16 protein-coding genes and 2 pseudogenes are annotated in these 25692 nt (G+C 72.7%); 6 read left to right on the top strand and 12 right to left on the bottom strand.

The annotated features are described in order from the left end of the window. Positions 1-4: 4 nt before the first annotated feature. The 3 genes from AB0J04_RS04890 to AB0J04_RS04880 all read right to left on the bottom strand — a co-directional run bounded on the left by AB0J04_RS04890 (position 5) and on the right by AB0J04_RS04880 (position 7766). Positions 5-3541, bottom strand: a complete 3537-nt coding sequence (locus AB0J04_RS04890; RefSeq protein WP_363166949.1) for a UvrD-helicase domain-containing protein — start codon at positions 3539-3541, stop codon at positions 5-7. A gap of 116 nt (positions 3542-3657) precedes the next feature. After that, positions 3658-6972: an ATP-dependent DNA helicase gene (locus AB0J04_RS04885; RefSeq protein ID WP_363166948.1), complete on the bottom strand. Its 3315-nt coding sequence runs from the start codon at positions 6970-6972 to the stop codon at positions 3658-3660. A 386-nt stretch (positions 6973-7358) separates the two neighbouring features. Beyond that, positions 7359-7766 carry an MGMT family protein gene (locus AB0J04_RS04880; protein WP_363166947.1) on the bottom strand — a complete coding sequence of 136 codons (408 nt, stop codon included), beginning with the start codon at positions 7764-7766 and terminating at the stop codon, positions 7359-7361. A 186-nt stretch (positions 7767-7952) separates the two neighbouring features. On the opposite strand from AB0J04_RS04880, the gene AB0J04_RS04875 reads away from it, so the two are divergent. From AB0J04_RS04875 to AB0J04_RS04865, 3 genes are all read left to right on the top strand, one after another. Then, the gene (locus AB0J04_RS04875; protein ID WP_363166946.1) at positions 7953-10640 is read left to right on the top strand and encodes a lysylphosphatidylglycerol synthase domain-containing protein; all 2688 of its coding nucleotides are present in this window, start codon (positions 7953-7955) and stop codon (positions 10638-10640) included. Positions 10641-10713: 73 nt separating this feature from the next. After that, a complete protein-coding gene (locus tag AB0J04_RS04870; RefSeq protein ID WP_363166945.1) occupies positions 10714-12258 on the top strand; it encodes an alpha/beta fold hydrolase in 1545 nt (514 codons plus the stop codon). 138 nt (positions 12259-12396) lie between these two features. Next, positions 12397-13953 carry an alpha/beta hydrolase gene (locus AB0J04_RS04865; protein WP_363166944.1) on the top strand — a complete coding sequence of 519 codons (1557 nt, stop codon included), beginning with the start codon at positions 12397-12399 and terminating at the stop codon, positions 13951-13953. Between the two features lie 86 nt (positions 13954-14039). On the opposite strand, the gene moeZ is transcribed toward AB0J04_RS04865, so the two are convergent. The 9 genes and pseudogenes from moeZ to AB0J04_RS04820 all read right to left on the bottom strand — a co-directional run bounded on the left by moeZ (position 14040) and on the right by AB0J04_RS04820 (position 23978). Beyond that, positions 14040-15218 carry an adenylyltransferase/sulfurtransferase MoeZ gene (gene moeZ / locus AB0J04_RS04860; RefSeq protein ID WP_351903065.1) on the bottom strand — a complete coding sequence of 393 codons (1179 nt, stop codon included), beginning with the start codon at positions 15216-15218 and terminating at the stop codon, positions 14040-14042. Between the two features lie 63 nt (positions 15219-15281). Continuing rightward, entirely contained in the window at positions 15282-16049 is a 768-nt protein-coding gene (locus AB0J04_RS04855) for a spherulation-specific family 4 protein (protein ID WP_363166943.1), read from the bottom strand. Continuing rightward, positions 16037-16999, bottom strand: a complete 963-nt coding sequence (locus tag AB0J04_RS04850; protein ID WP_363166942.1) for an NAD-dependent epimerase/dehydratase family protein — start codon at positions 16997-16999, stop codon at positions 16037-16039. The genes AB0J04_RS04855 and AB0J04_RS04850 overlap by 13 nt, the downstream gene beginning before the upstream one ends. 291 nt (positions 17000-17290) lie before the next feature. After that, positions 17291-18499, bottom strand: a complete 1209-nt coding sequence (locus tag AB0J04_RS04845; RefSeq protein ID WP_363166941.1) for a hypothetical protein — start codon at positions 18497-18499, stop codon at positions 17291-17293. Then, positions 18496-20277 (bottom strand): DUF3492 domain-containing protein, encoded by a 1782-nt coding sequence (locus tag AB0J04_RS04840; RefSeq protein WP_363167020.1) that lies wholly within the window; start codon positions 20275-20277, stop codon positions 18496-18498. The genes AB0J04_RS04845 and AB0J04_RS04840 overlap by 4 nt, the downstream gene beginning before the upstream one ends. 371 nt (positions 20278-20648) lie before the next feature. Continuing rightward, positions 20649-21240, bottom strand: a pseudogene (locus tag AB0J04_RS04835) (ABC transporter ATP-binding protein); the annotation flags it as partial. Between the two features lie 202 nt (positions 21241-21442). Continuing rightward, a pseudogene (locus tag AB0J04_RS04830) lies at positions 21443-21529 on the bottom strand (Ms4533A family Cys-rich leader peptide); the annotation flags it as partial. Positions 21530-21610: 81 nt separating this feature from the next. Further along, the gene (locus AB0J04_RS04825) at positions 21611-22882 is read right to left on the bottom strand and encodes a DUF3152 domain-containing protein (protein ID WP_363166940.1); all 1272 of its coding nucleotides are present in this window, start codon (positions 22880-22882) and stop codon (positions 21611-21613) included. 118 nt (positions 22883-23000) lie between these two features. Further along, positions 23001-23978: an alpha/beta hydrolase gene (locus AB0J04_RS04820; protein WP_363166939.1), complete on the bottom strand. Its 978-nt coding sequence runs from the start codon at positions 23976-23978 to the stop codon at positions 23001-23003. A gap of 252 nt (positions 23979-24230) precedes the next feature. Here AB0J04_RS04820 and AB0J04_RS04815 point away from each other — a divergent pair, with 252 nt between their 5' ends. The 3 genes from AB0J04_RS04815 (at position 24231) to AB0J04_RS04805 (ending at position 25646) form a co-directional block, all read left to right on the top strand. Then, positions 24231-24449: a hypothetical protein gene (locus AB0J04_RS04815; RefSeq protein ID WP_363166938.1), complete on the top strand. Its 219-nt coding sequence runs from the start codon at positions 24231-24233 to the stop codon at positions 24447-24449. Between the two features lie 181 nt (positions 24450-24630). Further along, positions 24631-25272 carry a TetR/AcrR family transcriptional regulator gene (locus tag AB0J04_RS04810; RefSeq protein WP_363166937.1) on the top strand — a complete coding sequence of 214 codons (642 nt, stop codon included), beginning with the start codon at positions 24631-24633 and terminating at the stop codon, positions 25270-25272. A gap of 146 nt (positions 25273-25418) precedes the next feature. Next, a complete protein-coding gene (locus tag AB0J04_RS04805; RefSeq protein WP_020130831.1) occupies positions 25419-25646 on the top strand; it encodes a DUF3107 domain-containing protein in 228 nt (75 codons plus the stop codon). The last annotated feature ends 46 nt before the right edge of the window (positions 25647-25692 follow it).

Raw genomic sequence — 25692 nt, 5'->3', positions numbered from 1 at the left:
GAGCCTATCGGCCCGCACCGACATCCTGGCCGGGCCCTTGCGCCGGCTTTACTTGCGCGGCTCGTCCGTCGTGGTCGCCGTCGGCGCTCTCTTCCCCGGTCAACAGGCGCTCCAGCGCAGCACGATCGGGCAGACCCTCCGGTCGTACGACGTCGCCGGTGCGTACGTAGAGGAACGCCGCTGTGACGGATCCCACGGGCACCCCCTGCTGCTCGGCCCAGGCGAGCCGGTACAGGGCGAGCTGGAGGGGGTCGGCGGTGCGGGCGCGGTGGGTCTTCCAGTCGACGATGTCGTAGGTCGCCGAGGCTCCGTCGCCCTCTTTGTAGACGGCGTCGATACGGCCCCGTACGACGCGACCGGCGAGGGCGAGCTGGAACGGGGCCTCGACCCGGTAGGGCGTGCGGTGGGCGTACTCGGTGCGCTCGAAGGCGTCCTTGAGGGCCTCCAGGTCGCGTTCGTCGGCGATCTCGACGTCGTCGTCCCCGGGCAGTTCGTCCGGTCCCAGCAGGGGGAGCGTCAGTTCCTCGAAGCGGGCCTCCACCCATGCGTGGAATCGGGTGCCCCGGCGCGCGGCCGGTTGTGGGGGGCGCGGCATGGGGCGCGCGAGCTCCTGCGCGAGCCCGTCCGGGTCGTCGGCCAGCCGCATCACCTGCGAGGCGGTCAGGGTCGTCGGCAGGGGGACGTCCGTGACGCTCTGCCGGGCGCGCAGGAGCTCTCCGGCGAGCGCGTCGAGGTCACGGTCCCAGGAGGCGACGGCGCGGGCCTCCTCGGGGGTGAGGCGGTTCCCGCGCGGGCGGGTGACGGGACGCTCGGGAGCCGTGCCTTGGTGGGGCACGGCGGGGCGGGCTTCGAGAGGGGCGGCGGCGTAAGGCCCGTCGTCGAACGGGTCGGGCTCGAAGGGGTCGGGCTCGAAGGGGTCGGGCTCGTCGTAGGGCGGATCGTGCTCGTCGTCCTCAGGTGGCGGCGGCCAGTCCGGGTCGTCGTAGGTGTCCGGGTCGTGGGTGGCGCCCGGGCGGCCGTCCTCGTGGGCGGCGAGGTCTTCCAGGTGGGCGAGGACGGTCTCGGCGGCGGCACGCCGGCGGGCCAGGGCGTCGTCGTCCAGGGGGAGCGGCCAGACCTGGTCGATCGTCGCCCGGTGCAGGGCGGGGTTCTCCGCGTCCTCCTCGGGCTCGTCCGCCCAGGCCTCGATCTCGCCGTGTCCGGCCACGCAGTGGTCGTAGAGGGCCTGTAGGAAGTCGGATGGGCCGCGGGGCTTCTTCTGGGTGGGGCCCCACCAGTGGCCCGAGCCCAGGAGCAGGGATCGGGGGCGGGTGAAGGTGACGTAGCCGAGGCGGAGTTCCTCGGTGTGCTGGTGGTCCTTCATGGCCTCGTGGAAGGCCTTCATGCCCCGTGCGTCCCAGGAGTCGAGGTCGGGGAGCGTGTCGGCGTCGCCGCGCAGGCCGTGCGGCAGCACCTTGGCCTGCGCGGTCCACTTCTCACGGCCCTGACCGCTGGGGAAGGTACCGGTGACCAGGCCTGGGACGACGACGACGTCCCACTCCAGGCCCTTGGACTTGTGCGCGGTGAGCACCTTGACGGTGTTCTCGCCGCCGGGGAGGGCGTTGTCGAGGCCCTTCTCGTACTGGGCTGCGGTGCGCAGGAAGCCGAGGAAGGCCAGCAGGCTCGCCTCGCTCTCGTTGGCGGCGAAGGACGCGGCGATGTCGAGGAAGTTGGACAGGGTCTCGCGGCGGCGGGCGGCCAGGGCGTGCGGGGACGCCGACAGTTCGACCTCGAGGCCGGTGACGGCGAGGACGCGGTGCAGGACGTCCATCAGGGGGTCGGCCAAGGAGCGGCGCAGGTCGCGCAGTTCGGTGGCGAGCCGCGCGAACCGCACGCGCGCGTCCGGCGAGAAAGGCAGCCCGTCGTCGCCCGTGGCGCGGCCGTCGCCGTAGAGAGGCGTCTCGAGGAAGGTGTCGAGGGCGTCGGCGAGCGAGATCACCTCGGACGGGTCGACCCCCTCGACGGCCTCGGCGAGGCGGCGGTCCGGGTCGTCGTCGCCGCCCCCGCGCGCGTGGCCGACGAGCAGGCGGGCCCGGCGGCCGAGGAGGGCGAGGTCGCGTGGGCCGATGCGCCAGCGCGGGCCGGTGAGCAGCCGGACCAGGGAGGCGTTGGCGCCGGGGTCCTGGAGGACCTCGCAGACGGCGACGAGGTCGGCGACCTCGGGCAGGTGCAGGAGCCCGGACAGGCCCACCACCTCGACGGGGATGTCCCGGGCGACCAGCGCGCCCTGGATCTCCGCGAAATCGCCGGCCGTGCGGCACAGGACGGCGATCTCACCGGGCGCCTTGCCGGTGCGCACGAGGTGGGCGACCGAGTCGGCGATCCAGTCCATCTCCTCGGCGTGGGTGGTCAGGAGGGCGCAGCGGACCACTCCGTCGCGTTCGGCGCCGGGGGCCGGTCGGAGGGCCTCCACGCCCGCGTGCATGGCGCGCAGGGGCTCGGCGAGGCCGTTGGCGAGGTCCAGGAGGCGGCCGCCGCTGCGCCGGTTCTCGCTGAGCGACTGGCGCCGCGCCCTGCCGCCGTCGGCTTGCGCGAAGTGCTCGGGGAAGTCGTCGAGGTTGGCGACGGAGGCGCCGCGCCAGCCGTAGATGGCCTGGCAGGGGTCGCCGACGGCGGTCACGGGGTGGCCGGTGCCGCCGCCGAAGAGGCCGGCGAGGAGGATGCGCTGGGCCACCGACGTGTCCTGGTACTCGTCGAGCAGGACCACGCGGAACTCGCCCCGCAGGATCGGGCCCACTTCGGGAACCTGGGCGAGCTGTGCCGCCAGGGCGATCTGGTCGCCGAAGTCCAGCAGGTCGCGCTCGCGTTTGGCGGCCCGGTAGCGCAGCACCAGGTCGGTCAGTTCGCACCGGGCGGCGGCCGTCTCGGGCACCTTGCGCAGGTCGGCGTTGGTGAGTCGGGCACCCTCCAGGGTGTGCAGCAGTCCCGCGTCCCACGCGCGCAGCTCCTCGGGGCGGACGAGGTGTTCGGCGAGTTCGGCGTCGAGCGCGAGGAGGTCGCTGATCAGGTCGGCGAAGGAGCGGGTGAGCGACGGGTAGGGACCGGGGGCTTCGCGCAGCACGCGCGCGGCGAGCTGGTAGCGGGTGGCGTCGGCGAGCAGACGGGCCGTCGGCTCCAGGCCGATGCGCAGGCCGTGATCGGTCAGGAGGCGGCCCGCGAAGGCGTGGTAGGTGGAGATCACCGGCTCGCCCGGCGGATGGTCGGGGTCGATGAGGTCGGGGTCGGTGACGCCCGCCCTGATCAGTGCCTTGCGGACGCGTTCGGCGAGTTCGCCGGCTGCCTTGTTGGTGAAGGTCAGGCCGAGGACCTGTTCGGGGGCGACCTGGCCGGTGCCGACCAGCCACACCACGCGCGCGGCCATCACCGTCGTCTTGCCCGACCCGGCTCCGGCCACGATCACCTGCGGGGCGGGCGGCGCGATGATGCAGGCCGTCTGCTCCGGGGTGAAGGGGATCCCGAGGAGCTCCTTGAGCTGCTCGGGATCGCTGATACGGGCGGGCATGGTGAGAGGCTAGCGGCGGGCACTGACAGTCGATGACAAATCACCCGCCCCGGCCGGGAGAAGCGCAGGTCGGCGCGGGTGGTGCGGTCCGTCACACGCGCCGACCGGACGGCCTGTCAGTCGACGACGTGCCGTCCTTCGGGCCGGGCGCTGCACGAGGCGCGGAACGCGCAGTGGGTGCACTGCTGGCCGGCGGTCGGGGTGAACCGTTCGTCGAGGACCTTGCCGGCCGCGGTGGCGAGGAGCTCGCCGACCCACTCCCCCTCCAGGGCCTCCTGTGCCTGCACCTTGGGCAGGCTGTCGCCGCCGTCCTTCTTGGCGGCGCCCTGACGCAGCTGGACGAGTTCGGCGCCGCCCGGTGCGGGCCGTACGCCGTCGAACGCCTCGTCGACGGCGCCCTCTCGGACGGCGAGCTGGTAGACGGCGAGCTGGGGGTGGCGTTCCACCTCTCGGGCGGTCGGCGCCTGCTTGCCCGTCTTGAAGTCGACGACATAGGCGCGCCCGTCGCCGTCCGCCTCGACGCGGTCCATCTGGCCGCGGACGCGCACCTCGTAGTCGCCCGCTTCGAGGGTGACGTCGAAGTCGTGCTCGCTGGCGACGGGTGTGCGACCCGCGCGGTCCATCACATGCCACTCCAGGAAGCGTTCGAGCGCCACGCGCGCGTGTGCTTTCTCCTGCGTGGACTTCCAGGGCGCGTCGAAGGCGAGGGCGTTCCACACGGAGTCGAGGCGTTCCATGAGGACGTCGAGGTCGGCCGGGGTGTGCCCGGAGGCGACCTCGTCGGCGAGGACGTGCACCACGTTGCCGAAGCCCTGGGCGGCGGTGGCGGGGGCGTCGGCCTTCACCTCGCGCCCCAGGAACCACTGGAGGGCGCAGGTGTTGGCGAGCTGGTCGAGGGCGCTGCCGGAGAGCACGACGGGCTGGTCGCGGTCGCGCAGCGGCACCTTGCTCTCGGTCGGGTCGAACATGCCCCACCAGCGGTACGGGTGGGCGGACGGCACCAGGGGCCTGCCGTCCTCGTCGGCCAGTGCGGCCAGCCGGGCGAGGCGGTGGGCGGCGGCCTCCCTGAGCGTGGCGGAGGCGCGCGGGTCGACCGTCGTGGCGCGCAGTTCGGCGACCAGCGCGGCGACCGACAGGGGGCGGCGCGGGCGTCCCGTGACGTCCTTGGGTTCGACGCCGAGTTCGGTCAGGAAACGGGAGGGCTGGTCGCCGTCGTCGGCGGGCGCCTTGACGGCCGTGACGACGAGACGCGCGCGTGCGCGTGTCGCACCCACGTAGAAGAGGCGGCGTTCCTCGGCGAGCAGCGCCCCCGGGGTGAGCGGCTCGGCGAGTCCGTCGCGGCCGATGCGGTCGGCCTCCAGGAGGGAGCCGCGGCGGCGCAGGTCCGGCCACAGTCCCTCCTGGACGCCGGCCATGACGACCAGGCCCCACTCCAGGCCCTTCGCGCGGTGGGCGGTCATCAGGCGCACGGCGTCGGGGCGCAGGGCGCGCCGGGTGAGGGTGTCGGCGGCGATGTCCTCGGCCTCGATCTCGGCCAGGAAGTTCAGGGTGCCCCGACCTCCGGTGCGCTCCTCCGCGCGCGCGGCGGTGGCGAACAGCGCGCACACCGCGTCCAGGTCCCGGTCGGCGTTGCGGCCGGCCGCGCCGCCGCGTCGGGCGGCCCGCTCCAGGCGCCCGGGCCAGGGCGTGCCGTCCCAGAGGTCCCACAGCGCCTCCTCGGCCGTGCCGCCGCCTGCGAGCCGCGCGCGGGCCGTCGCCAGCAGCGCGCCGAGGCGCTGGGCGCCGCGGGCGTACGTCGGGTCATGGGCGACCAGTCGTTCCGGTTCGGCCAGGGCGCGCGCGAGCAGCTCGTCGGAGGGCGGTGGCAGCGCGTTGCCCGCGGCACGCTCCTCCTCGCGCAGGGCGCGTCCGAGGCGGCGCAGGTCGGCGGCGTCCATGCCGGCGAGGGGAGAGGCGAGGAGGGTGAGGGCGGTCTCGGTGTCGAGCCAGCAGGCGTCCGCGCCCTCGGCGTCCCCCGCCGACGTCGGCGGCGCCGAGGCCTCCGCCGTCGCGACCGCCCGCAGGGCTGTCAGCAGGGGCGCCACCGCCGGTTCGTGGCGCAGGGGGAGGTCGTCGCCGTCGATGTCGAGGGGGACGCCGGCGGCGGTGAGGGCGCGGCGGACCGTCGGGATCGTGCGGGAGCCGGCGCGGACCAGGACGGCCATCTCGCTCCAGGGGACGCCGTCCTCCAGGTGGGCGCGGCGCAGGATGTCGGCGATGTTGTCCAGCTCGGTGCCGGCGGTCGGGTACGTGTAGACCTCCACGCGGCCGCCGTCGCGGGCGGCGGCCAGTTCGCGGTGGGCACGGACCTTCTCGGCCGGCAGGCGGGTCAGCGGCATCCGCTGGGTCAGCAGCCGGGTGGCGGCCAGGAGGGCGGCGCCGGAGCGGCGGGAGGTGCGCAGGACCTCGACGGGGGCCGGCCGGCCGTCGGAGCGGGGGAAGGCTCCGGGGAAGTCCAGGATGCCGTTCACGTCGGCGCCCCGGAAGGTGTAGATCGACTGGTCGGGGTCGCCGAAGGCGACGAGGGTGCGGCCGCCGCCGGCGAGGGCGTGCAGCAGCCGCACCTGGGCCGGATCGGTGTCCTGGTACTCGTCGACGAACACGGCGTCGTACTGCGCGGAGAGCCGCTCGGCGACCTCGGGGCGGTGGGCGAGGAGGACCGCGCGATGGACGAGTTCCGCGTAGTCGATCACGCCGTGCAGATCGAGCACGTCGAGGTACTCGGCGAGGAAGGCCGCCGCGGCACGCCAGTCGGGGCGGCCGATGCGGTGCGCGAAGGCGTCCAGGGACGCGGGGTCGAGGCCCAGTTCACGGCTGCGGGCCAGCACCGCGCGGACCTCGTCGGCGAAGCCGCGGGTGGTGAGGCAGGCGCGCAGTTCGTCGGGCCAGCGCACGTGCGCGAGGCCGAGCCGTTGCAGGTCGAGCTGGCCGGCGAGCAGCTCGCGGACGGCCACGTCCTGCTCGGGGCCGGACAGCAGCCGCAGGGGCTCCACGAACAGGTCGGCGTCCTGGTGGGCGCGGACCAGGGCGTAGCAGTACGAGTGGAAGGTGGTCGCCTGGGGCGCGCGGGAGGCGCCCATGCGCTGCGCCATCCGGTCCCGCAGCTCGACGGCGGCCTTCCGGCTGAACGTGAGCACCAGGATGCGCGCGGGGTCGTCCCCACCGGCGATCCGGGCCGCCACGGACTCGACGAGCGTGGTGGTCTTTCCGGTGCCCGGGCCCGCGAGGACGAGCAGCGGGCCGCCGCCGTGGTCAACCACGGACCGCTGTGCGGCGTCCAGACGAGGGGGATCCTGGCGGGCCGGCGGGGTACGGACCAGTCGGTAAGCGCCACGGTTCCCCTGTCGCCCCTGGGGGTGCGACAGGCGCCTGGTGGAGGAAGAGGAGCTCACGTGGTTCGCCGGTCCTGGTGGGTGTGCTGGTTGACGGAGCGCCGCTTCGCGAGAGCGGTGACCGCGGGATGAGAGGGACGCGTGCGGCCGACGCTACGCCGACGGGCGGTCCGGAAGGATGCCTTCCGGTTCTTCCCTCGACGCCCTCGAGCCCCTCGAGACCCTCGGCACCCTTGAGACCCTTGATGCGCTCAGTGCACTCGAAGCCCTCGAAGCCCTCGAAGCCCTCAAGGTCCTCACAGCTCTCCCGGCCCGTATGCCACGCACGTCCCTCGCCCCTCGAACGTACGCCATGCCACCGACGTGCCCCGTTCGCACCCGTTCCCCCGAACGGGGAACAAGATCCCCACGATCCCGCCCGATGGCGAAAGCTGTCAGATGTGACCTCAGGTGTGACTTTCCGCGCGCCCGCCGCCGTCCCACCTCGCCCGCCTCATGTCGACGCGGGGCACATGGCCCTCGGCGGATCTGCTCGCCTGCCTCAGCGGCGTGCCCTCCGCGCGGTAGTGGTCGAGCGCCCGCAGCTCGTGGCCCGGGAGCAGCACCCCGTCCGCGCGCACGACACGCCACCACGGGACGGCGCCCCCGTAGAGGGCCATCACCCGGCCGACCTGCCGGGGCCCGCCCTCCTCCAACCACTCCGCGACGTCCCCGTACGTCATGACACGCCCGGGCGGGATCAGCTCCGCGACCTCGAGGACGCGCTCGGCGTACTCCGGCAGCGCCTCGGTGTACTCCGGGCGGGCCTCTTCGTACTCCGGTCGGGCGTCGTCCGGAGGGCTCTGCTCGCTCATCCGCCCCATCCTGCCCCAACGCACCGACAATGCGACGGGTCCGCGACCCTGTGTGACCCTCGCTCCCGGGCGGTGCTTCAGGCAGACTGTGCGCCCCCGCATTTGCACCCTGATGCCCCCGTGTGTCAGCGGGGCATGCCACCATCGTGCGGGCGGTGACCGGTGATACGAGATCAAGAAGAGACGATGAAGCAGCAGGGCGTGCATCCTGAGGACGCGGAAGGCACCTCTGATGCCGCGTCGCGCCCTGACGCCGCCGACGAGGCACAGGAACAGGCGCGCATCGACGAGGTCGAGGGCGACGAACCGCTGCTCCCCGCGCGCGTGCACCGCCCTTCGGACCTGATGCGGCTGCTGATCGGGGTACTCGCCGTCGTCCTGCTCCTGGGCATCGCCGCCTTCGCACACGGGACGACCTCGGGCCTCGAACAGGACATCAACAAGGGCACCGGACAGGCCCCCGATCTCCTCATCAAGATCGCGGGGCTGGCGTCCAGCATCGCGATCCTGCTGGTGCCGGTCGCCTTCGCCATCGAGCGGCTGATCAAGCGGGACGGGCTGCGGATCGCCGACGGCGTGCTCGCGGCGGTCCTCGCGCACGGTGTGACCCTCGCCACCGACCTGTGGGTCGCCAAGGCCGCGCCGGGCTCGATCCAGGAGGCGCTCACCCAGCCCTCCCCCGGTGACATCCACGCCCTCACCGATCCGGTGCACGGCTATCTCGCGCCCGTCATCGCGTACATGACGGCCGTCGGCATGTCCCGTCGGCCGCGCTGGCGCTCGGTGCTGTGGATCGTGCTGCTCCTGGACGCCTTCTCGATGCTCGTCACCGGCTACACGACGCCGTTCTCGATCATCCTCACCGTCCTGATCGGCTGGACGGTGGCGTACGGCACGCTCTACGCGGTCGGCTCGCCGAACGTGCGTCCCACGGGACGGACGCTGATGGCGGGCCTGCGGCACGTCGGGTTCCGCCCGGTGAGCGCGGCCCGCGAGGAGGGAGCGGACGCGGCGGAGAGCGACCGGGGAAGACGCTACTTCGTCACCCTGGAGGACGGTCCGCCGCTGGACGTCACGGTCGTCGACCGGGAACAGCAGGCCCAGGGGTTCTTCTACCGCGCGTGGCGCAATCTGACCCTGCGCGGCTTCGCCACCCGCAGCAGCCTGCAATCACTGCGCCAGGCGCTGGAGCAAGAAGCGCTGCTCGCCTACGCGGCCATCGCGGCCGGCGCCAACGCGCCCAAGCTGATCGCGACCTCCGAACTCGGTCCCGACGCGGTGATGCTCGTCTACGAGCACACCGGTGGCCGCACCCTCGACTCGCTGCCGGACGACGAGATCACCGACGAGTTGCTGCGCAACACATGGCACCAGGTGCAGTCCCTGCAGTCGCGGCGTATCGCGCACCGCCGGCTCGCGGGTGACGCCATTCTGGTGGATCGTTCCGGCACGGTGATCCTCACCGACCTGCGCGGCGGCGAGATCGCGGCCGGCGACCTGCTGCTGCGCATGGACGTCGCCCAACTGGTGACGACACTCGGCCTGCTGGTGGGCGCCGAACGCGCGGTGGCCTCCGCGGTGGACGTGCTCGGGCCGGACGCGGTCGCGGACTGTCTGCCGATGCTCCAGCCCATCGCGCTGACCCGCTCCACGCGCGCGACACTGCGCCGACTGGCACGCGAGCGTGCCCAGCGGGAACGCGAGGCGGTCCTGGAAGCCTCCAAGCAGGCCAAGCAGGCCCGGCTGGAGTCGACCGGGGACGACACCGAGGCCGTCGCCCTCGAGAAGCCCGACAAGAGGACCGTGCGCGCGGAGGCACGGGCCGAGAAGCGGGCCATCGACGACGCGCTGGAGGAGGCACGCGAGGAGGATCTGCTGACCCAGATCCGGCACCAGGTGCTGCTGATCCGGCCCCAGGCGCCGGTCGAGCCCGCCCGGCTGGAGCGGGTGCGGCCGCGCACCCTGATGAGCTTCATCGCCGGCGCCATCGGCGCGTACTTCCTGCTGACGCAGCTCACCCACATCGAGTTCGGTCCGCTCGTCGCCAACGCCGAGTGGGGCTGGGTCGCCGCGGCCGTCGTGTTCTCGGCGTTGAGCTACGTCGCCGCGGCGATGAGCCTGCTGGGGTTCGTGCCGGAGCGGGTGCCGTTCCCGCGGACCGTGGCCGCACAGGTCGCCGGGTCCTTCGTGAAGATCGTGGCGCCGCCCGCGGTCGGCGGGGTCGCCCTCAACACGCGCTTCCTCCAGCGGGCGGGGGTGCGGCCCGGTCTCGCGGTGGCCAGCGTCGGCGCCTCGCAGTTGTTCGGGCTCGGCTGCCACATCCTGATGCTGCTGTCGTTCGGCTATCTGACCGGCACCGAGAAGACACCGTCGCTGTCGCCGTCCCGCACGGTCATCGCCGGTCTGCTCACGGTGGCCGTGCTCGTGCTCGTGGTGACCTCGGTGCCGTTCCTGCGCAAATTCGTCGTCACGCGCGTGCGGTCGCTGTTCGCCGGCGTCGTGCCGCGCATGCTGGACGTGCTCCAGCGGCCGCAGAAACTGGTCACCGGCATCGGCGGCATGCTCCTGCTCACCGCCTGCTTCGTGATGTGCCTGGACGCCTCCATCCGCGCCTTCGGCGACGAGACGACCTCGCTGAGCATCGCCAGCGTCGCCGTGGTCTTCCTGGCCGGCAACGCGCTCGGCTCCGCCGCCCCGACCCCGGGCGGAGTCGGGGCCGTCGAGGCGACCCTGACGGTCGGTCTGATCGCGGTGGGCCTGCCCAAGGAGGTCGCCGCCCCCGCGGTGCTGCTCTTCCGTCTGCTGACGTTGTGGCTGCCGGTGCTGCCGGGCTGGCTGGCCTTCAACCACCTGACCCGCAAGGGCACCCTGTAGGAGAAGTGCGCGCCCGTACCTCGTACGGCCCGCGCCCCGCGCGCGTGCCCGCACGCGACCGCAGGATGGGATCATGCCGAACCCCTCTCGCCTGCGCGCCGCCGCCGTGACCGTCACCGCCCTGCTGCTGTCCTCCCTGGTGACGGGCTGCGGAAAAGACGCGCAGGCCGAGGATCTGACGGCGCAGCAGCTGAGCTGGAAGGACTGCCCGGCCCCGTCCCAGGCGGAGGGCGGCGGCAGCGCCCCGTCCCCGCTGCCGAACGGCGACCAGTGGCAGTGCGCCACGATGAAGGCGCCCCTCGACTGGGACGACCCCGAGGGCGACACGATCGACATCGCGCTGATCCGGGCCCGGACGAGCGGCGACGAGAGCAGCCGGATCGGCTCACTGGTCTTCAACTTCGGCGGCCCCGGCGGCTCGGGCGTCTCCACCCTGCCCGCCTTCGGCGACGAGTACGCGGCGCTGCGCACCCGCTACGACCTGGTGAGCTTCGACCCGCGCGGAGTCGGCCGCAGCGCCGGCGTGCGGTGCGAGAACGACCAGCAGCTCGACGCGTACTTCCAGCAGGACGCCACGCCCGACGACGCCGGCGAGCGCACCGCCCTGCTGGACAACACCAAGGAGTTCAACGCGGCCTGCGAGAAGAACTCCAGGAAGGTGCTGCCGCACGTGCGCACCACCGACGCGGCCCGCGACATGGACCTGATGCGCCAAGTCCTCGGCGACGACAGGCTGTACTACTTCGGCATTTCTTACGGCACCGAACTGGGCGGCGTGTACGCCCACCTGTTCCCGAAGAACGTGGGACGGGCCGTCTTCGACGCGGTCGTCGACCCGACGCAGACGTCCGAGCAGGGCTCGCTCGGGCAGGCCAGGGGCTTCCAGCGCGCGCTCGACAACTTCGCCGAGGACTGCACGTCCAAGATGGAGGACTGCCCCGTCGGAGACACCGCACAGGACGTGAAGAACCGGATCGCCCGGCTCCTCGCTGATCTCGACGGCAAGCCGCTCCCGGGCATCTTCCCGCGCCGACTGACCCAGAGCGCCGCGACCAACGGCATCGCGCAGGCCCTGTACTCGAAGGACTTCTGGCAGTTCCTCACCGAGGGCCTGGAGCAGGCCTACGCCGGGGACGGCAGGATTCTGATGCTGCTGTCCGACCTGATGAACGGCCGCAGCGAGAACGGCGAGTACAGCAACATCGCGGCCGCCAACGCCTCCATCAACTGCTCCGACGACAAGGCGCGCCACTCCCCCGCCTATGTGGAGGAGAAGCTGCCCGACTTCCGGGCCGCGTCCGGGGTGTTCGGGGACTTCCTGGCCTGGGGCATGGTCGGCTGCACCGACTGGGCCGTGCCGGGCGCCGCCGACCATCCGGACGTGAGCGCGCCCGGGTCGGCGCCGATCCTGGTCGTGGGCAACACCGGCGACCCGGCCACCCCGTACGAGGGGGCGCGGAAGATGGTGGCCGCGCTGGGCCGCGGGGTCGGGGTCGAGCTGACGTACCGGGGGCAGGGGCACGGTGCGTACGGCAGCGGAAGCAAGTGCGTGCAGACCGCGGTGGACGGCTACCTGCTGAGCGGCAAGGTGCCCGCCGCCGGGACCGTCTGCTCCTGACGCCCACCCCGAATTTCCGGAAAACTCGCAGGTCAAAAGGTTATCCACAGGCCCCGACAGGTGAGTCGCCAGCCGCCTAATATGGCCTGACAGCCGTTCGCCGCCGAGTGCGGACGGCCTGCGAGGGGGGAAGTGCGCATGGTGCGATTCGTACGGTGGACGGCGCTGGGGGCCGCCGCCGCCCTGCTGGCGACGGGCTGTAGCGGCGGCGGGTCGGACGGCGGCGGGGACGGCAAGGGCGCCTCGGCCGACTCCTCCGGCGCGGCGGCCCCGACGGCCACGACGACCGCCCTGCCCGCCTCGCTGACCGGGCAGAAGCTCGACTGGGGGCGCTGCAAGGGCACTTCGGACTCCGCGGCGCCGGGCGGCGACTGGCAGTGCGCGACGCTGAAGGTGCCGCTGGACTGGTCGAAGCCGGACGGCGACACGATCGGTCTCGCCCTGGTGCGCACCGAGTCCAGCGCCGACAAGAGCGAGCGGGCCGGCTCGCTGCTGTTCAACTTCGGCGGCCCCGGCGGCTCGGGCGTGTCGACGCTGCCCGCGTACGGCTCGACGTTCTCCTCGCTGCGCAAGCGCTACGACCTGGTGAGCTGGGATCCGCGCGGGGTCGGCGCCAGCGAGGGCATCCGCTGCCGCAGCGACAAGGAGATCCAGGCGGCCGAGTCCCTCGACTCCACCCCGGACACCGCGACGGAGGAGCAGGCGTACCTCCAGGACGCCACCGACTTCGGCAAGGGCTGCGAGAAGGCCGCGGGCAAGCTGTTGGCGCATGTGTCGACGACCGACACCGCCCGCGACATGGACCTGATGCGCCAGGTCCTCGGCGACCCGAAGATGCACTACTTCGGTATCTCGTACGGCACCGAACTGGGCGGTGTGTACGCCCACTTGTTCCCGAAGAACGTGGGGCGGCTGATCCTGGACGCGGTCGTCGACCCGAGCGCCGACTCGGTGGGCCACGCACAGAACCAGGCACGCGGCTTCCAGCGGGCGCTCGACGACTACCTCAAGTCGACGGGCGAGGATCCCGAGGCGGGCAGCGCGAAGATCGCGGCCATGCTGGACGGGCTCGACGCTAAGCCGCTGTCCACGTCGGACGGACGGAAGCTGACGCAGTCGCTCGCGGTCACCGGCATCGTCCTGCCGCTGTACAGCAAGGCGAGCTGGCCGAGCCTGACCAGCGCCCTGGAAGCGGCGGAGAACGGGGACGGCTCCGAGCTGCTGACGCTCGCCGACGGCTACAACGAGCGGGACGCCTCGGGGCACTACGGCACGACGACCCACTCCCAACGGGTCATATCGTGCTTGGACGACAAGCAGCGGCCGACCGCGGAGGCGACGAAGAAGCTGCTGCCGGAGTTCGAAAAGATCTCGCCGGTGTTCGGGGACTTCCTGGGCTGGGACACAGCCGGCTGGTGCCACGACTGGCCGGTGGCCGGGCAGTACGACACCCCGGAGGCGAGCGCGGCGGGCGCGGCGCCGATCCTGCTGGTCGGCAACACCGGGGACCCGGCGACACCGTACGAGGGCGCGCGGAAGATGGCGGACGAGCTCGGCAAGGGCGTCGGGGTACTGCTGACCTGGAAGGGCGAGGGGCACGGTGCCTACGGGAGCGGGAGCTCCTGTGTCGACTCGGCGGTGGACGACTACCTGCTGAAGGGGACGGTGCCGAAGGACGGCACGGTCTGCTCATGACGACGGCGGGGGCTTCGCGCACTCGTGGTACGCGAAGCCCTCGCCGATCGAACCGGGCAGCCCGGTGGGCGGAGCGAGCGGCCGGGTCAGTAGACCGGCTTGCTCGGCTCGATCTGGTGGACCCAGCCGATCACGCCACCGCCGACGTGCACGGCGTCCGAGAAGCCCGCGGACTTCAGCACGGCGAGGACTTCCGCACTGCGGACACCGGTCTTGCAGTGCAAGACGATCTTCTTGTCCTGGGGCAGGCCCTCCAGGGCGGTGCCCAGCAGGAACTCGTTCTTCGGGATCAGCTTGGCACCCGGGATGGAGACGATCTCGTACTCGTTCGGCTCGCGGACGTCGATGATCTCGATGTTCTCGCCGTCGTCGATCCACTCCTTGAGCTGCTTGGGAGTGATCGTGGCGCCGGCCGCCGCCTGCTGGGCCTCCTCGGAGACGACGCCGCAGAAGGCCTCGTAGTCGATGAGCTCCGTGACGGTCGGGTTCTCGCCGCAGACCGCGCAGTCGGGGTCCTTGCGGATCTTCACCTGGCGGTACTGCATCTCCAGGGCGTCGTAGATCATCAGGCGGCCGACCAACGGCTCGCCGATGCCCGCAAGAAGCTTGATGGCCTCGTTGACCTGGATGGAGCCGATGGACGCGCACAGCACGCCCAGGACGCCGCCCTCGGCGCAGGAGGGCACCATGCCGGGCGGCGGGGGCTCCGGGTAGAGGCAGCGGTAGCAGGGACCGTGCTCGGACCAGAAGACGGACGCCTGCCCGTCGAAGCGGTAGATCGAGCCCCATACGTACGGCTTGTTCAGCAGCACGCACGCGTCGTTGACCAGGTAGCGGGTCGCGAAGTTGTCCGTGCCGTCGACGATCAGGTCGTACTGGCTGAAGATGTCCATCACGTTCTCGGCCTCGAGCCGCTCTTCGTGAAGGACCACGTTGACGTACGGGTTGATGCCGAGGACGGAGTCACGGGCGGACGCCGCCTTGGAGCGGCCGATGTCGGCCTGGCTGTGGATGATCTGCCGTTGCAGGTTCGACTCGTCGACCTCGTCGAACTCCACGATGCCGAGCGTGCCCACGCCCGCCGCGGCCAGGTACATCAGCGCCGGCGAGCCCAGGCCGCCGGCGCCCACACAGAGCACCTTGGCGTTCTTCAGCCGCTTCTGCCCGTCCATCCCCACGTCCGGGATGATCAGGTGGCGGGAGTACCTGCGGACCTCGTCTACGGTGAGCTCAGAGGCTGGCTCGACCAGGGGTGGCAGCGACACGGGGACTCCGTTGGTCGGTCTATCACTACAGTTGTTCTCCCTGTAACACTGCCATGGCCTTCTTCATTCCGAGACACCCGTTCCGATCCGCGAGACGAGTTCGTCCCAGTAGCCGGGCATGGTCTCCCAAGGGTCGCCCGGGCCGCGGGGGTCGGTGCCGCAGGTTCCGTCGGTGAACCAGATCGTCGCGGCGCCCTGCCAGCGGGCGATGCGCAGCGCCTCGTCGAGGTGCCCGCGCGGCACACCGTGCACGAAGTGGCAGAAGCGCTCGGGCGGATGCTCCGCGGTCCACTCGGCCGCCTGCGACCAGCGGTAGTCGTTCCACGGCCCGGAGAAGGTGACCAACTGGTCGGCGTGCTCGGCGTAGCCGGGGTCCGGGTGGGCGCCGTGGCCGAGGACGAGGTGGGGCGCGTCGGCCAGCGTGCGGAGCGCGCCGGCGGTGCGGCGCAGTTCGGGGAGCGCGGTGCGCCCGGTCGGACAACGGTCCAGGAGGAAGCCGTCGACCTGGTACCAGTCGAGGTATCGCTGCGCGTCGGAGATCACCTCGGCGAAGGACCGGGCGCCATGGAGGGTGTCGAGGCGGCCGAGGACGCGCACGCCCGCGTTGCGCACCCGCCCCGCGTGTTCCAGGCAGCGCGGATCGGGGCGGACGCCGGGACCGTCGGCGACGTCGAGGACGACCCAGTGCACCGGTCTGCCGGGACGGGCGAGTTCGCCCCACTCGGTCGGCGCGACGAGGGGATGGGCGAGACCGGGGACGCCGAGGCCGGTGCGGAGGCCGGTCGTCCCGGCGCTCGCGGTGCCCGCCGGGGTTCCGGTCAGATACGACACGCCGCCTCCATCCAGATGTCGGCGAGGGACTCCTCGAGGTTGATCCGGGGCCGCCAGCCGAGCCGGTCGCGAGCGGTGCGCACATCGGCCTGCTGCCAGCTGCCGCAGCCGTCCGGGTACGGGTACGCGACCGGGCCGCCGTGGTCGGGCTCGGGGCGGGGGTGGCCGATGGCGGGCCTGAGGTGGCCGCCGGGCGGGCCGTCGAGCTCGTGGAGGGCGCCGCCGTATCCCGCCACGCGCGCGAGGATCGCGGCGGCGTCGCGCAGCCGCACCGCACGGCCCGAGCCGATGTTGATGACGCCCTGGGCGGCGGAGAGCGAGGCGGCGTGCACGGCGCGGGCCACGTCACGGACGTCGATGAAGTCGCGCTGCACGCCGAGGCCGCCGAGCTTGAGCTCGCCGTCGCCGGACTGCATGGCGCGGCGCATGGCCTCGGCGAGCCGGCCCAGCGGGGAGCCGGCGGGGGTGCCCGGACCGGCGGGCGAGAAGACCCGGAGCACTACGGCGTCCAGACCGGAGCCGAGGACGAGTTCGGTGGCGGCGAGCTTGCTGACGCCGTACGGGCCGCCGGGGCGGGGCACGGCGTCCTCGGCCGTGGAGGAACCGGGCTGGCTCGGGCCGTACTCGGCGCCGCAGCCGATCTGCACCAGCCGGGCGCCGCAGCCACTGCGGCGCAGCGCCTCGCAGACGGTGGCGACGGCGACGGTGTTGTGCCGGGTCAGCTCGCGGGCGCCGCCGCGGGTGGTGCCCGCGCAGTTGACGACGACCTGGGGGTGGACCGCGTCGAGGAAGCGGGTGAGTGCGCCGGGGCTGCCCGACGCCAGGTCGAAGCGGACGTCGGCGTCGTCGCCGCGGCCGAGCGCGGTGAGCTGGACGGCCGGGTCGGCGAGCAGCCGGTCGGCGACGAATCGACCGAGGTAGCCATTGGCTCCGATCAGCAGGACCCTCATCGTGCGGCTCCCGGGGTGTGCGCTGGGGTGACCGCCGGAACCGCGGAGGCTCCTGTGGCCGCGGGTGCCCCGGTGGCTCCGGTCGCTCCGGTCGCTCCGGTCGCTCCGGATCGGGAGGTGGTCATCTGGTCTCTCCTTCAGGGGTGTTGCGGTGGGCTGCGACTGAGTGGAGGAGCGCGTGCGGCGTGCCGTCGGGGCACGGTGGGGGCTGCGCTGCGTACGAACGCCGGCACGGCCGACGGGAACGGGAACAGGGGCGGGAGCGGGGGCGCGGACGTAGGTCGGTTCGGGTCAGCACGGCTGGTCCGTTGGCGCGTGGGCCGAGGCCCGGGTCAGCGTGCGGCTCGCGTGGATCAGCAGGGTCAGGGCGGCGGCTCCGCAGACGAGTGACGGGACGCCGGCCGGGCCCCAGGCGGCCACAAGGCTCTCCACGGGGGTGGCCAGGAAGCCGAAGCCGGGCAGTCGCCCCGCGAACACCGTGGCCGGAGCGAGCGCCTCGGCCGCGCCGACGACTCCGAGGACGACCGCCGGGGCGTGGGCGAAGCCGTGCACCGTGAGCAGACGGGCAAGGAAGAGGAGGCCGCCCAGGGTGAGGGTGTGCGCGTAGCCGGCGGGCTCACCCAGGGCCGCGCCGCAGAGGGCGGCCAGCGCGGCGAGCGCACACATGAACAGGGCGAACGCGCCGAGCAGCAACGGCTGTACAGAGGCGGCGAACTCCTCCAGGCCACGGCTGGTGTTCAGGCGGCGTCGGGCGTGCACGGCGAGGAGGTGGGCGCTCCAGGCGGCGGGCGCGCAGGCCAGGGCGAGGGCCAGCAGCGGGGCGGCGGCCACGGGCCACGGGCCGTTCGCCGTCCCGTCGGGCAAACCGTCGGGCCCGCCGCCGACGGCTGCGCGCAGCAGGCTGTCGCCGAGGGCCGCATAGCCGAGGAGCCAACAGGTCCAGGCCTCCGTCCGGTGCAGGCCGGGGTGGGCGCCGCGGTGCGGGCTCAACGGGCCCCGGCGCAGCGCCGCGTGCACGGCCAGGGCCACGGCGAGGAGGCCCGCGGCGGCGACGAGGAGACACGTCCGGCCGTGGGTGAGACGGACTCCGGTCACGGTCGCGGCGCACAGAGCGCCAGGGAGGAGAGTGAGCAGCGCCCAGTCCAGGCGGGGCCGCAGGATCGCGGTGGGTGTGGTGAGCGGGGGTGCGTCGCCGTCGCGGGGCACGCGCGCGTACATCTCCTCGGCCAGGGAGAAGACGTCCCGGTGCCGGAAGCGGGCGGCGGTGCGGTCGGTGACTCCGTGGGCCTCCAGACCCGCCGCGATCTCCAGCGGGTCCACGGCGCGCTCGCACAGCTCGCGGTGCCGATGCATCAGCGCCTTCACCGGGTCCGCCGCACCGCGCCGCGGGCCGGCCCCGCCCGATGTCCCCGACCGATCCACTCCCGACCGGTCGAGTCTCGACTGGTCGAGTCTCGACCGATCCACTCCCGACCGGTCCAGTTCGTCGAGCCCGCTCATCGTGCTCCCTCCGTCGCAGAGACCGCCGAAGTGCCCCGTACCGGCGGCCCCGCCGCCCAGCCCGGGCCGCTCCGGGCGCCGACACGCGCGCCCGGAGCGGCCGGAGCGGTCCACAGGCCCGGCAGACGCGCCTCGGCCGGGACGGCGAACGGCCGGGGATCGCCGCCGTCGTCGAAGACGAACCGGCTCACCGGAGCCTGGGAGACGAGCTCCAGGTAGATGTCGTGGAACGCCGCGACGTTCTGCTCGACCGTGAACAGTTCGAGGGCGCGTGCGCGGGCGGCAGCGCCCAGGCGCGCACGGCGCTCGGGGTCGCGCAGCAGCGCCACGCACGCCTCAGCGAGCGCGCGCGGATTGCGCGGCGGGACGACCAGTCCCGTGCCTCCGATGACCTCGACCACCGCGCCGACGTCGGTCGACACGGTCGCGCGGCCGCAGAACATCGCCTCGACCAGACCGACCGGGAAACCCTCGACGACGCTGGACAGGACAACGACCGCACCAGCCGCGTACGCCTCGGCGAGGCTGGGCGTCTCCGGGCCGCCGATCTCCTCGAAGGACACCGGGTTGTCGCCGACGGCGTGCGGTCCGTCCGCCTCGTCGGGGAAGAGCTGTGCGGCGAGCATCCGGCAGTGGCCGAGGTAGGCGCGGCCCTCCGCGCCGACCGCCGCGCCCACTATCCGCAGGCGGGTCCGGGGCTCCTCCTTGCGGACCTCGGCGAAGGCGTGCAGCAGGGACACCAGGTCCTTCGCCGGTTCGACCCGACCGACCCAGACGAGGGTGTGCGGGTCGGCGGTGTCCGGGGAGTCGCCCACCTCGGCGAAGCGGGACGCCTCCATGCCCGGGTAGACGGTGCGCAGTTTCGCGCGGTCGGCGCCGCACCGCTCCTGCCAGCGGCGGGCGTGCGTGTTGCCGGGCGTGATGCACGCCGCCTGCCGGTAGACCTCGGTCGCGAGCCGGCCGTGGAAGGCGGCGAGCAGGGCGCGGACGGCGGGCGCCGCCTCGGCGGGCACCGTGCTCCCGGAGCCCGCGGGCGAAGTCCCGCTCCCCGAGCTGAGGTAGTGCGTCCGCAGCCGTACGCCGTACTCGGTCACCAGGAGCGGCACGTCGAAGAAGTGCCGTGCCAGCAGCCCGGGCAGGGCCGCGGTGCCGCCGGACGTGGCATGGCACAGGTCGACCGAGCCGAGGCCCTCGCCGCCGTCGCCGCCCTCGTCCTCGTACCAGTCGAGCGAGAGGGGGCGCAGGGAGTGTTCGAGGTGCGCGGAGACGGCGAGCAGGTCGGGTACGCGCGCCTCGCGCGCCGTTCGCAGTGCGCCGGGCGCACGACAGGCACGTTCCAAGGCGCGCACGGCGCCTTCCGAGCGGAGCGCTCCCACCAGCCCGCCCTCGTCCCGGGCGAGTTCGGCGAGGCCGTACAGCGCGCTGGCGAAACGGTCCGCCTGCGCGGCCGAACCGGCACCGGAAGGATCCGCCGCGCCGGGCGGCTCCCCCTCGCACAATGCGGCCACCAACTCGCCGTGGAACTCCGCGAAGCGCCGCCGGGCCCGTCGGCCGTAGGTCACCCCGTCGTCCTCCGCCGTCCACAGCGGTGCCGTACGCACTCGGCTGACCTGCGGCGGAAGCTCGATCCAGCCCGAGTCCTCCTGATGTTCGGCACGACTGAGCGCATAGACCTCGAACTCGTGCTGCCCGAGCCTGCGCACGAGCCGGTCGCACCAGAGCCCGGCGTCACCGCTCACATACGGATAGCCACCCTCCGTAAGCAGTCCGATGCGCACGCGCACCCCCGATCTCCCGTTTGGGGAGCCGCCGTTGACCCGGCGACTCGCAGCGGGACGAACGTATGCGGACAAGGCGGTGGCGCGATGGACGGTTGTCCGTCGCACCACCAAAAGGGGTGAACGGTCGTAACTTTCCCGTGCGGGTCGCGTTCCGTCGCGCTAAGAGATCATCCGACTGCGAAACGTTACTTCACGGGTATCGGAGCACGCGTCACGGCGGACGTCCATGGCGTGCGTCGACGGGGTAGGACCATGGCGGACGTCCATGGCTTGCCGCGCCTCAGGCCACGGCGGGCTCCCGCCGCAGCCCGCTCGCCTCCGGGACGACCTCCCCGGGCCCCTCGGCGACGCCTGTGCGCCGACCTTGCCCGTCGTACGTCCACGCGAGGCACCGCTCCCAGCAGTTCCCTGGTGTAGGCCTGTGCGGGCGCTGCCAGAGCGGCTTGCGCCGGGCCTTGTTCGACGAGGCGGCCGTGTCGCATGACCAGCACCTCGTCGACGCTCTCCGCCGCCACGCCCACATCGTGCGTGACCAGCAGCAACCCCATGCCGGTCCCCTCGCGCAGGGTGTGCAGGAGGTCGAGGATCTGGGCCTGGACGGTCACGTCCAGCGCGGTCGTGGGCTCGTCGGCGATCAGCAGGTCCGGCTCGCAGGCCCGAGCCATGGCGATGAGGGCGCGCCGGCGCATGCCGCCGCTGAACTCGTGGGGCCGCGACCGGGACCGTCGTACCGCGTCCGGTATGCCCACGCGCTCCAGGACCCGCACCGCACGCGCGCGTGCCGCACGGCGCGACACACGCGTGCACACGCGTGTGCACGCGATGCACCTCCGCGATCTGGTCGCCGATCGCGTAGTACGGGTCGAGGGAGGACAGCGGGTCCTGGAAGACCATCGCCGCGTTTCCGCCGCGCAGCCGCCGCAGTTCCTCCTCGGACGCGGCCTGGACGTCGGTCCCGGCGCGCCGGGTCGAAGTCCTGCTGGGGATTGCTGTTCAGGAATGATGAGACGGATTGACGAGGGGCGAGACGAAAACGGGCAGACGTCTGCCCGGCGTCAGGTCGTCGAGTCGTCAGGAAACCGTGCCCGGGCCGTGGAAGAGCCGGGTCACAGCAGAGAACAGAGGCGGCGACGCGAACGTCGGGGGCGAGCGTCAGTCGGCTACAGAGAATGTCGGCCACGCAGAGTGCGGTCACACCGATGAGCGCCAGCTCGATGGCGGCGCGCGTAGAGGTGGGACGGGGCGACATGCCCAGAAATGTGATCGAACTTTCTGCACATGCCAACGTGACCCCTGTCGCCCCGGACCCGCGCCCGCGCCGCCCCCTGGGTCAATTCCCGGGATACGGCCAGGCGTTGGGCAGGCAGTGGATTCCGTCGTGGTCGAGGAATTTCGTCTGCTGCTGCATGACCGGCGCGAGTTCGCCGTCCTTGTCGCAGGTGACATGGTTGTAGCCGAGCCGGTGGCCGACCTCGTGGTTGATCAGCATCTGCCGGTAGGCGTACATCGCGTCGCCGAAGGTCTCCGACCCCTGCGCCCACCTATAGGCGTTGATCATCACGCGCTCGGTGGCGGCCGAGTCGCAGGAGACGTTGTCCACGGTGGTGTCCAGGCCCGACTTGGCGCACCACTCTGCGGTGGTGCCGGGGCTGGCGAGCGTGATCACGAAGTCGGGCGTGCCCGAGTGGATCCGCTCGAAGGTGCGGGCGCCGTTGTGGGCCCAGCTGCGGTCGTCGTTGAGCGTCACCTGGACGGCTTCGGCGAAGAGCTGTCCGTCGAGCCCGAGACCCTGTTCCACGTCCACCCGGTAGGTGAACTTCTGGCCCTTGCCGGGCGCCTTGTCGATGCCGGCGATCGCCTCGAACTTCCCCGACCCCTTGAGCTTGGGGCCGAGCGCGTACTTCGCGTCCATCTTCTGCGCGTACGTCAGCGCGGCAGGGCTGGGGGAGGCGGACGCGGACGCCGACGGGCTCGGCCGGTCGTCCCCGCGCGTGGTGTCGTCCACGGCTTCACGGGCCTGACCGGTCGCGGACTGCGACTGGACGGAGTCATCGTCCCGCCCGCCGGTGACCTGCCCGGCCACCACCACGGCCAGCACCGTGGTGACGGCGGCGGCGGCGATGCCGGTGAACGTCCGCCCCTTGGCGCCCTTGGCGGGCAGGGGCTCCCCGGTGGGCGGAGCGTCGGGGGCCACTTCGACTTCGGGTGGGGCGGTCACACCGGAGATGGTGTCCCAGTCGGGCACCGAGGCGAAGGAGGCGTACCGATCCCGCTCACGCGTGCGCGTGAAGACGTCGTCCTCCTGCTCGAAGGCGTCGAGGTAGTCCTGACGGGGAGCCCGGCGCGGGCCGCCCGGAGGCGCCTGACGCTGACGCGGTATCACGGGCTGTCCGGCACCCGGCCCGGCCCCTGCCTGACGTCCTCTCAGCTCGCCCCAGCCGCCCCCGGCTTCACGCTGCTCGGGGTGGCCGCCGCGCACCTGCGGGAACCCGTGGGCGGGCGTTCCGTCGGGAACGGGAAAGCGGGGCACTCCGTGCGACGGAGTGCCGTCCGGGCCCGGGGGCGGAGCCTGGGTGCGGGCACCCCGCGCATCTCCCCGCACCTCTCCCCCCGCGGCCCCTCGGGGAGGCCCCTGGGCCCGCTCGGGCGCGCCCTGGGAGGTGCCTTTGTCGGCGCCCTTGGGCGCAGGACCACGTCGGCTGTGGCGTCCCACGACGGCCTCAGCCCCCCGCGGTCTCGGTCGCGGCGGCCGTCTCGGCGACGAGGTCCCGGAACGCCATCGCCACCGTGTCGGGGTACTCCATCATCGCCACGTGGCCGGCGTTCGGCAGCGTGAGCAGGCGGGAGTCGGGGAAGGCGCGGGCGGCTCGCTGTGCCATGCGGATGCCGACCAGCTGGTCGCGGCCGCCGTAGACGAGGAGCGTCGGGGCGAGGACCCGCTCGGCCTGCCGCCACAGCCCGTGCTGGCCGCCCAGCGTGTAGGCGCTGAGCAGCCCGCGCGTGGTGCGCGTCATCGCGTCCCAGAAGTACGGCAGCTGCAACCGCCGTTCCAGTTCCTCCACCGCGTGCTGGAAGGCCTCCGGGCTGACCCGCCCGGGATCGCCGTAGCAGAGCGCCGTGACGCCGCGGACGCGCTGCTCGGCCGTCCACTCCCGGGTCAGCCTGCTGAAGAGCGCGGCCACCCCGGGCAGCCCGACCAGGCCCGTGGGCACCGCGGTGCGCTGCACGCGCAGCTCCGGCAGTGCGGGCGAGACCAGGGTCAGGGTGCGCACGAGGTCGGGTCGGACCGCGGCGACGCGCGTGGACACCGCGCCGCCGAGGGAGTTGCCGACGAGGTGGACGGGCCCGCGCCCGGCGGCCTCGAGGTAGCGGATCACGGCACGCGCGTGTGCCGTGATCGAGTAGTTGCCGTCGTCCGGCGGCGGGGAGTCGCCGAAGCCCGGGAGATCGACGGCCTCGCTGGCCACGACCCCGTCGAGCAGCTCCATCAGCGCGGACCAGTTCTGCGAGGAACCGCCCAGGCCGTGTACGTAGAGCGCGGGCTGGAGCCCCTCGCGCGTGGGCGGCCTGGAACGCACCGCCAGGGTGACGCCGGGCAGCCCGACCGACCGCAGCCGCTCGCCCTCCGCGACCCGCACGGCGGCCACCTTCGGCAGCACGCTGGCGGGCGGCACTGAGGGCAACTCGGTCGAAGACATGCGGCAATGTTACGAGACGATCACGCACGACTTTGTGTGTTCGCCGTCACATGCGCGAGTCGAACATATATCGACCGCATCTCGACGCCGATCTCCGGCCGACTGCCCCTCGATGTCATACCGGCGCGAATCAGGGGCACTCCGCACACCGATCGCATAGCGTCCGAAACGGGTGTCTCCTAGGCTCGTACCGAGGGCACCCGCTTGTGGCCCCTGCACCTCGCAGGGACTTTCGTAGGAAGGGAGCCCACCATGGCCGTTGACCCCACCGACCCGGAGACGTTCGAAGAGGACGACGACTTCGGAGAGATCGACGTCGAGGCGCCGGAGAACGACGCGGCCGAGCAGTACGCGGACGTCACGCCGGATCGCGACGACTCCCTGGAGGGCGCGGACCCCGCCCGGGCCAACGAGGCCGACCTCGCCGAACAGGCCCGCGTCGTCTCGCTCGACGAGGACGACTACCGCTGACGGGCGCCGACCCGAAGCGGGGCCGGAGTATGCCCGGAAGATCCCGTTTCAAAACTGTCTCTGCCGCTACTTCCGTCGTCCAGTCCGTGAAATTCTGCGCTCGCACCGCGCACACCACGGTTACCGAAAAGTACGATGGCGGCGCGGCGCTCACCGCAAGAGGACGACTTTGGGAGGCGGCGTGACAGCCATCGAGCAGACAGAGGCAGCGCGCCCACGGGGCACACGCCTGCCGCGCCGTGCCCGACGGAACCAGCTGCTGGGCGCTGCCCAGGAAGTCTTCGTCGCACAGGGCTATCACTCGGCCGCGATGGACGACATCGCCGAGCGGGCCGGCGTGAGCAAGCCGGTGCTCTACCAGCACTTCCCCGGCAAGCTCGACCTCTATCTGGCCCTGCTGGACCAGCACTGCGAGTCGCTCATCCAGGCCGTGCGCGGCGCGCTCGCGTCGACGACCGACAACAAGCAGCGCGTGCGGGCCACCATGGACGCGTACTTCGCCTACGTCGAGGACGACGGCGGCGCCTTCCGCCTGGTCTTCGAGTCGGACCTGACGAACGAGCCGGCGGTGCGCGAGCGCGTCGACAAGGTCACCACCGAGTGCGCCGCGGCGATCTGCGAGGTCATCGCCGAGGACACGGGCCTCTCGCGCGCGGAGTCGATGCTGCTCGCCTCCGGCCTGGGCGGCCTCGCACAGGTCGTGGCCCGCTCCTGGCTGCACAGCGACCGCAGCGTCCCACGCGACCAGGCGGTGCAGCTGCTGGCCTCGCTGGCCTGGCGGGGCATCGCCGGTTTCCCGCTGCACGGAACCGATCAGCACTGACCGCGGGGGCACCCGGCCGTTTGTTCCCGCCCGCTGTTCGCTCCTGGCGTGGACGGCCGGACCTTGTACGTCCCCTCACCGGGCTAATGTGTGCAGCGTACGGCGCGGACGCCCGCGCACCTCGTGACCGTCGGAGGGACAAAGCCGTGGAGGTCAAGATCGGCGTGCTGCACGCGCCTCGCGAGATCGTTCTGGAGAGCGGTCAGACTCCCGAGGAGGTCGAGCGCGTGGTGGCCGAGGCCCTGGCCGGAAAGTCGCAGCTGCTCAGCCTCGTGGACCAGCACGGCCGCAAGGTCCTGGTTCCGGCCGACCGTCTGGCCTACGTCGAGCTGGGCGAGCCCGCCCCGCGCAAGGTGGGCTTCGGCGCGCTCTAGGCGAAGAACGGAGAGGGGCCCGGGGGGGGGTGGGTCGCCGGGGCCC

Source organism: Streptomyces sp. NPDC050263, from assembly GCF_040655955.1.
Taxonomy (GTDB): domain Bacteria; phylum Actinomycetota; class Actinomycetes; order Streptomycetales; family Streptomycetaceae; genus Streptomyces.
This window is presented reverse-complemented; position numbering and strand designations above follow the sequence as displayed.

Excerpts from the sequence above, each read along its gene's own strand:
- AB0J04_RS04875 (WP_363166946.1), top strand. The coding sequence starts at position 7,953 with ATGAAGCAGCAGGGCGTGCATCCTGAGGACGCGGAAGGCACCTCTGAT.
- AB0J04_RS04820 (WP_363166939.1), bottom strand. The coding sequence starts at position 23,978 with ATGTCTTCGACCGAGTTGCCCTCAGTGCCGCCCGCCAGCGTGCTGCCG.
- AB0J04_RS04850 (WP_363166942.1), bottom strand. The coding sequence starts at position 16,999 with ATGAGGGTCCTGCTGATCGGAGCCAATGGCTACCTCGGTCGATTCGTC.
- AB0J04_RS04845 (WP_363166941.1), bottom strand. The coding sequence starts at position 18,499 with ATGAGCGGGCTCGACGAACTGGACCGGTCGGGAGTGGATCGGTCGAGA.
- AB0J04_RS04815 (WP_363166938.1), top strand. The coding sequence starts at position 24,231 with ATGGCCGTTGACCCCACCGACCCGGAGACGTTCGAAGAGGACGACGAC.
- AB0J04_RS04865 (WP_363166944.1), top strand. The coding sequence starts at position 12,397 with ATGGTGCGATTCGTACGGTGGACGGCGCTGGGGGCCGCCGCCGCCCTG.
- AB0J04_RS04890 (WP_363166949.1), bottom strand. The coding sequence starts at position 3,541 with ATGCCCGCCCGTATCAGCGATCCCGAGCAGCTCAAGGAGCTCCTCGGG.
- AB0J04_RS04880 (WP_363166947.1), bottom strand. The coding sequence starts at position 7,766 with ATGAGCGAGCAGAGCCCTCCGGACGACGCCCGACCGGAGTACGAAGAG.
- AB0J04_RS04870 (WP_363166945.1), top strand. The coding sequence starts at position 10,714 with ATGCCGAACCCCTCTCGCCTGCGCGCCGCCGCCGTGACCGTCACCGCC.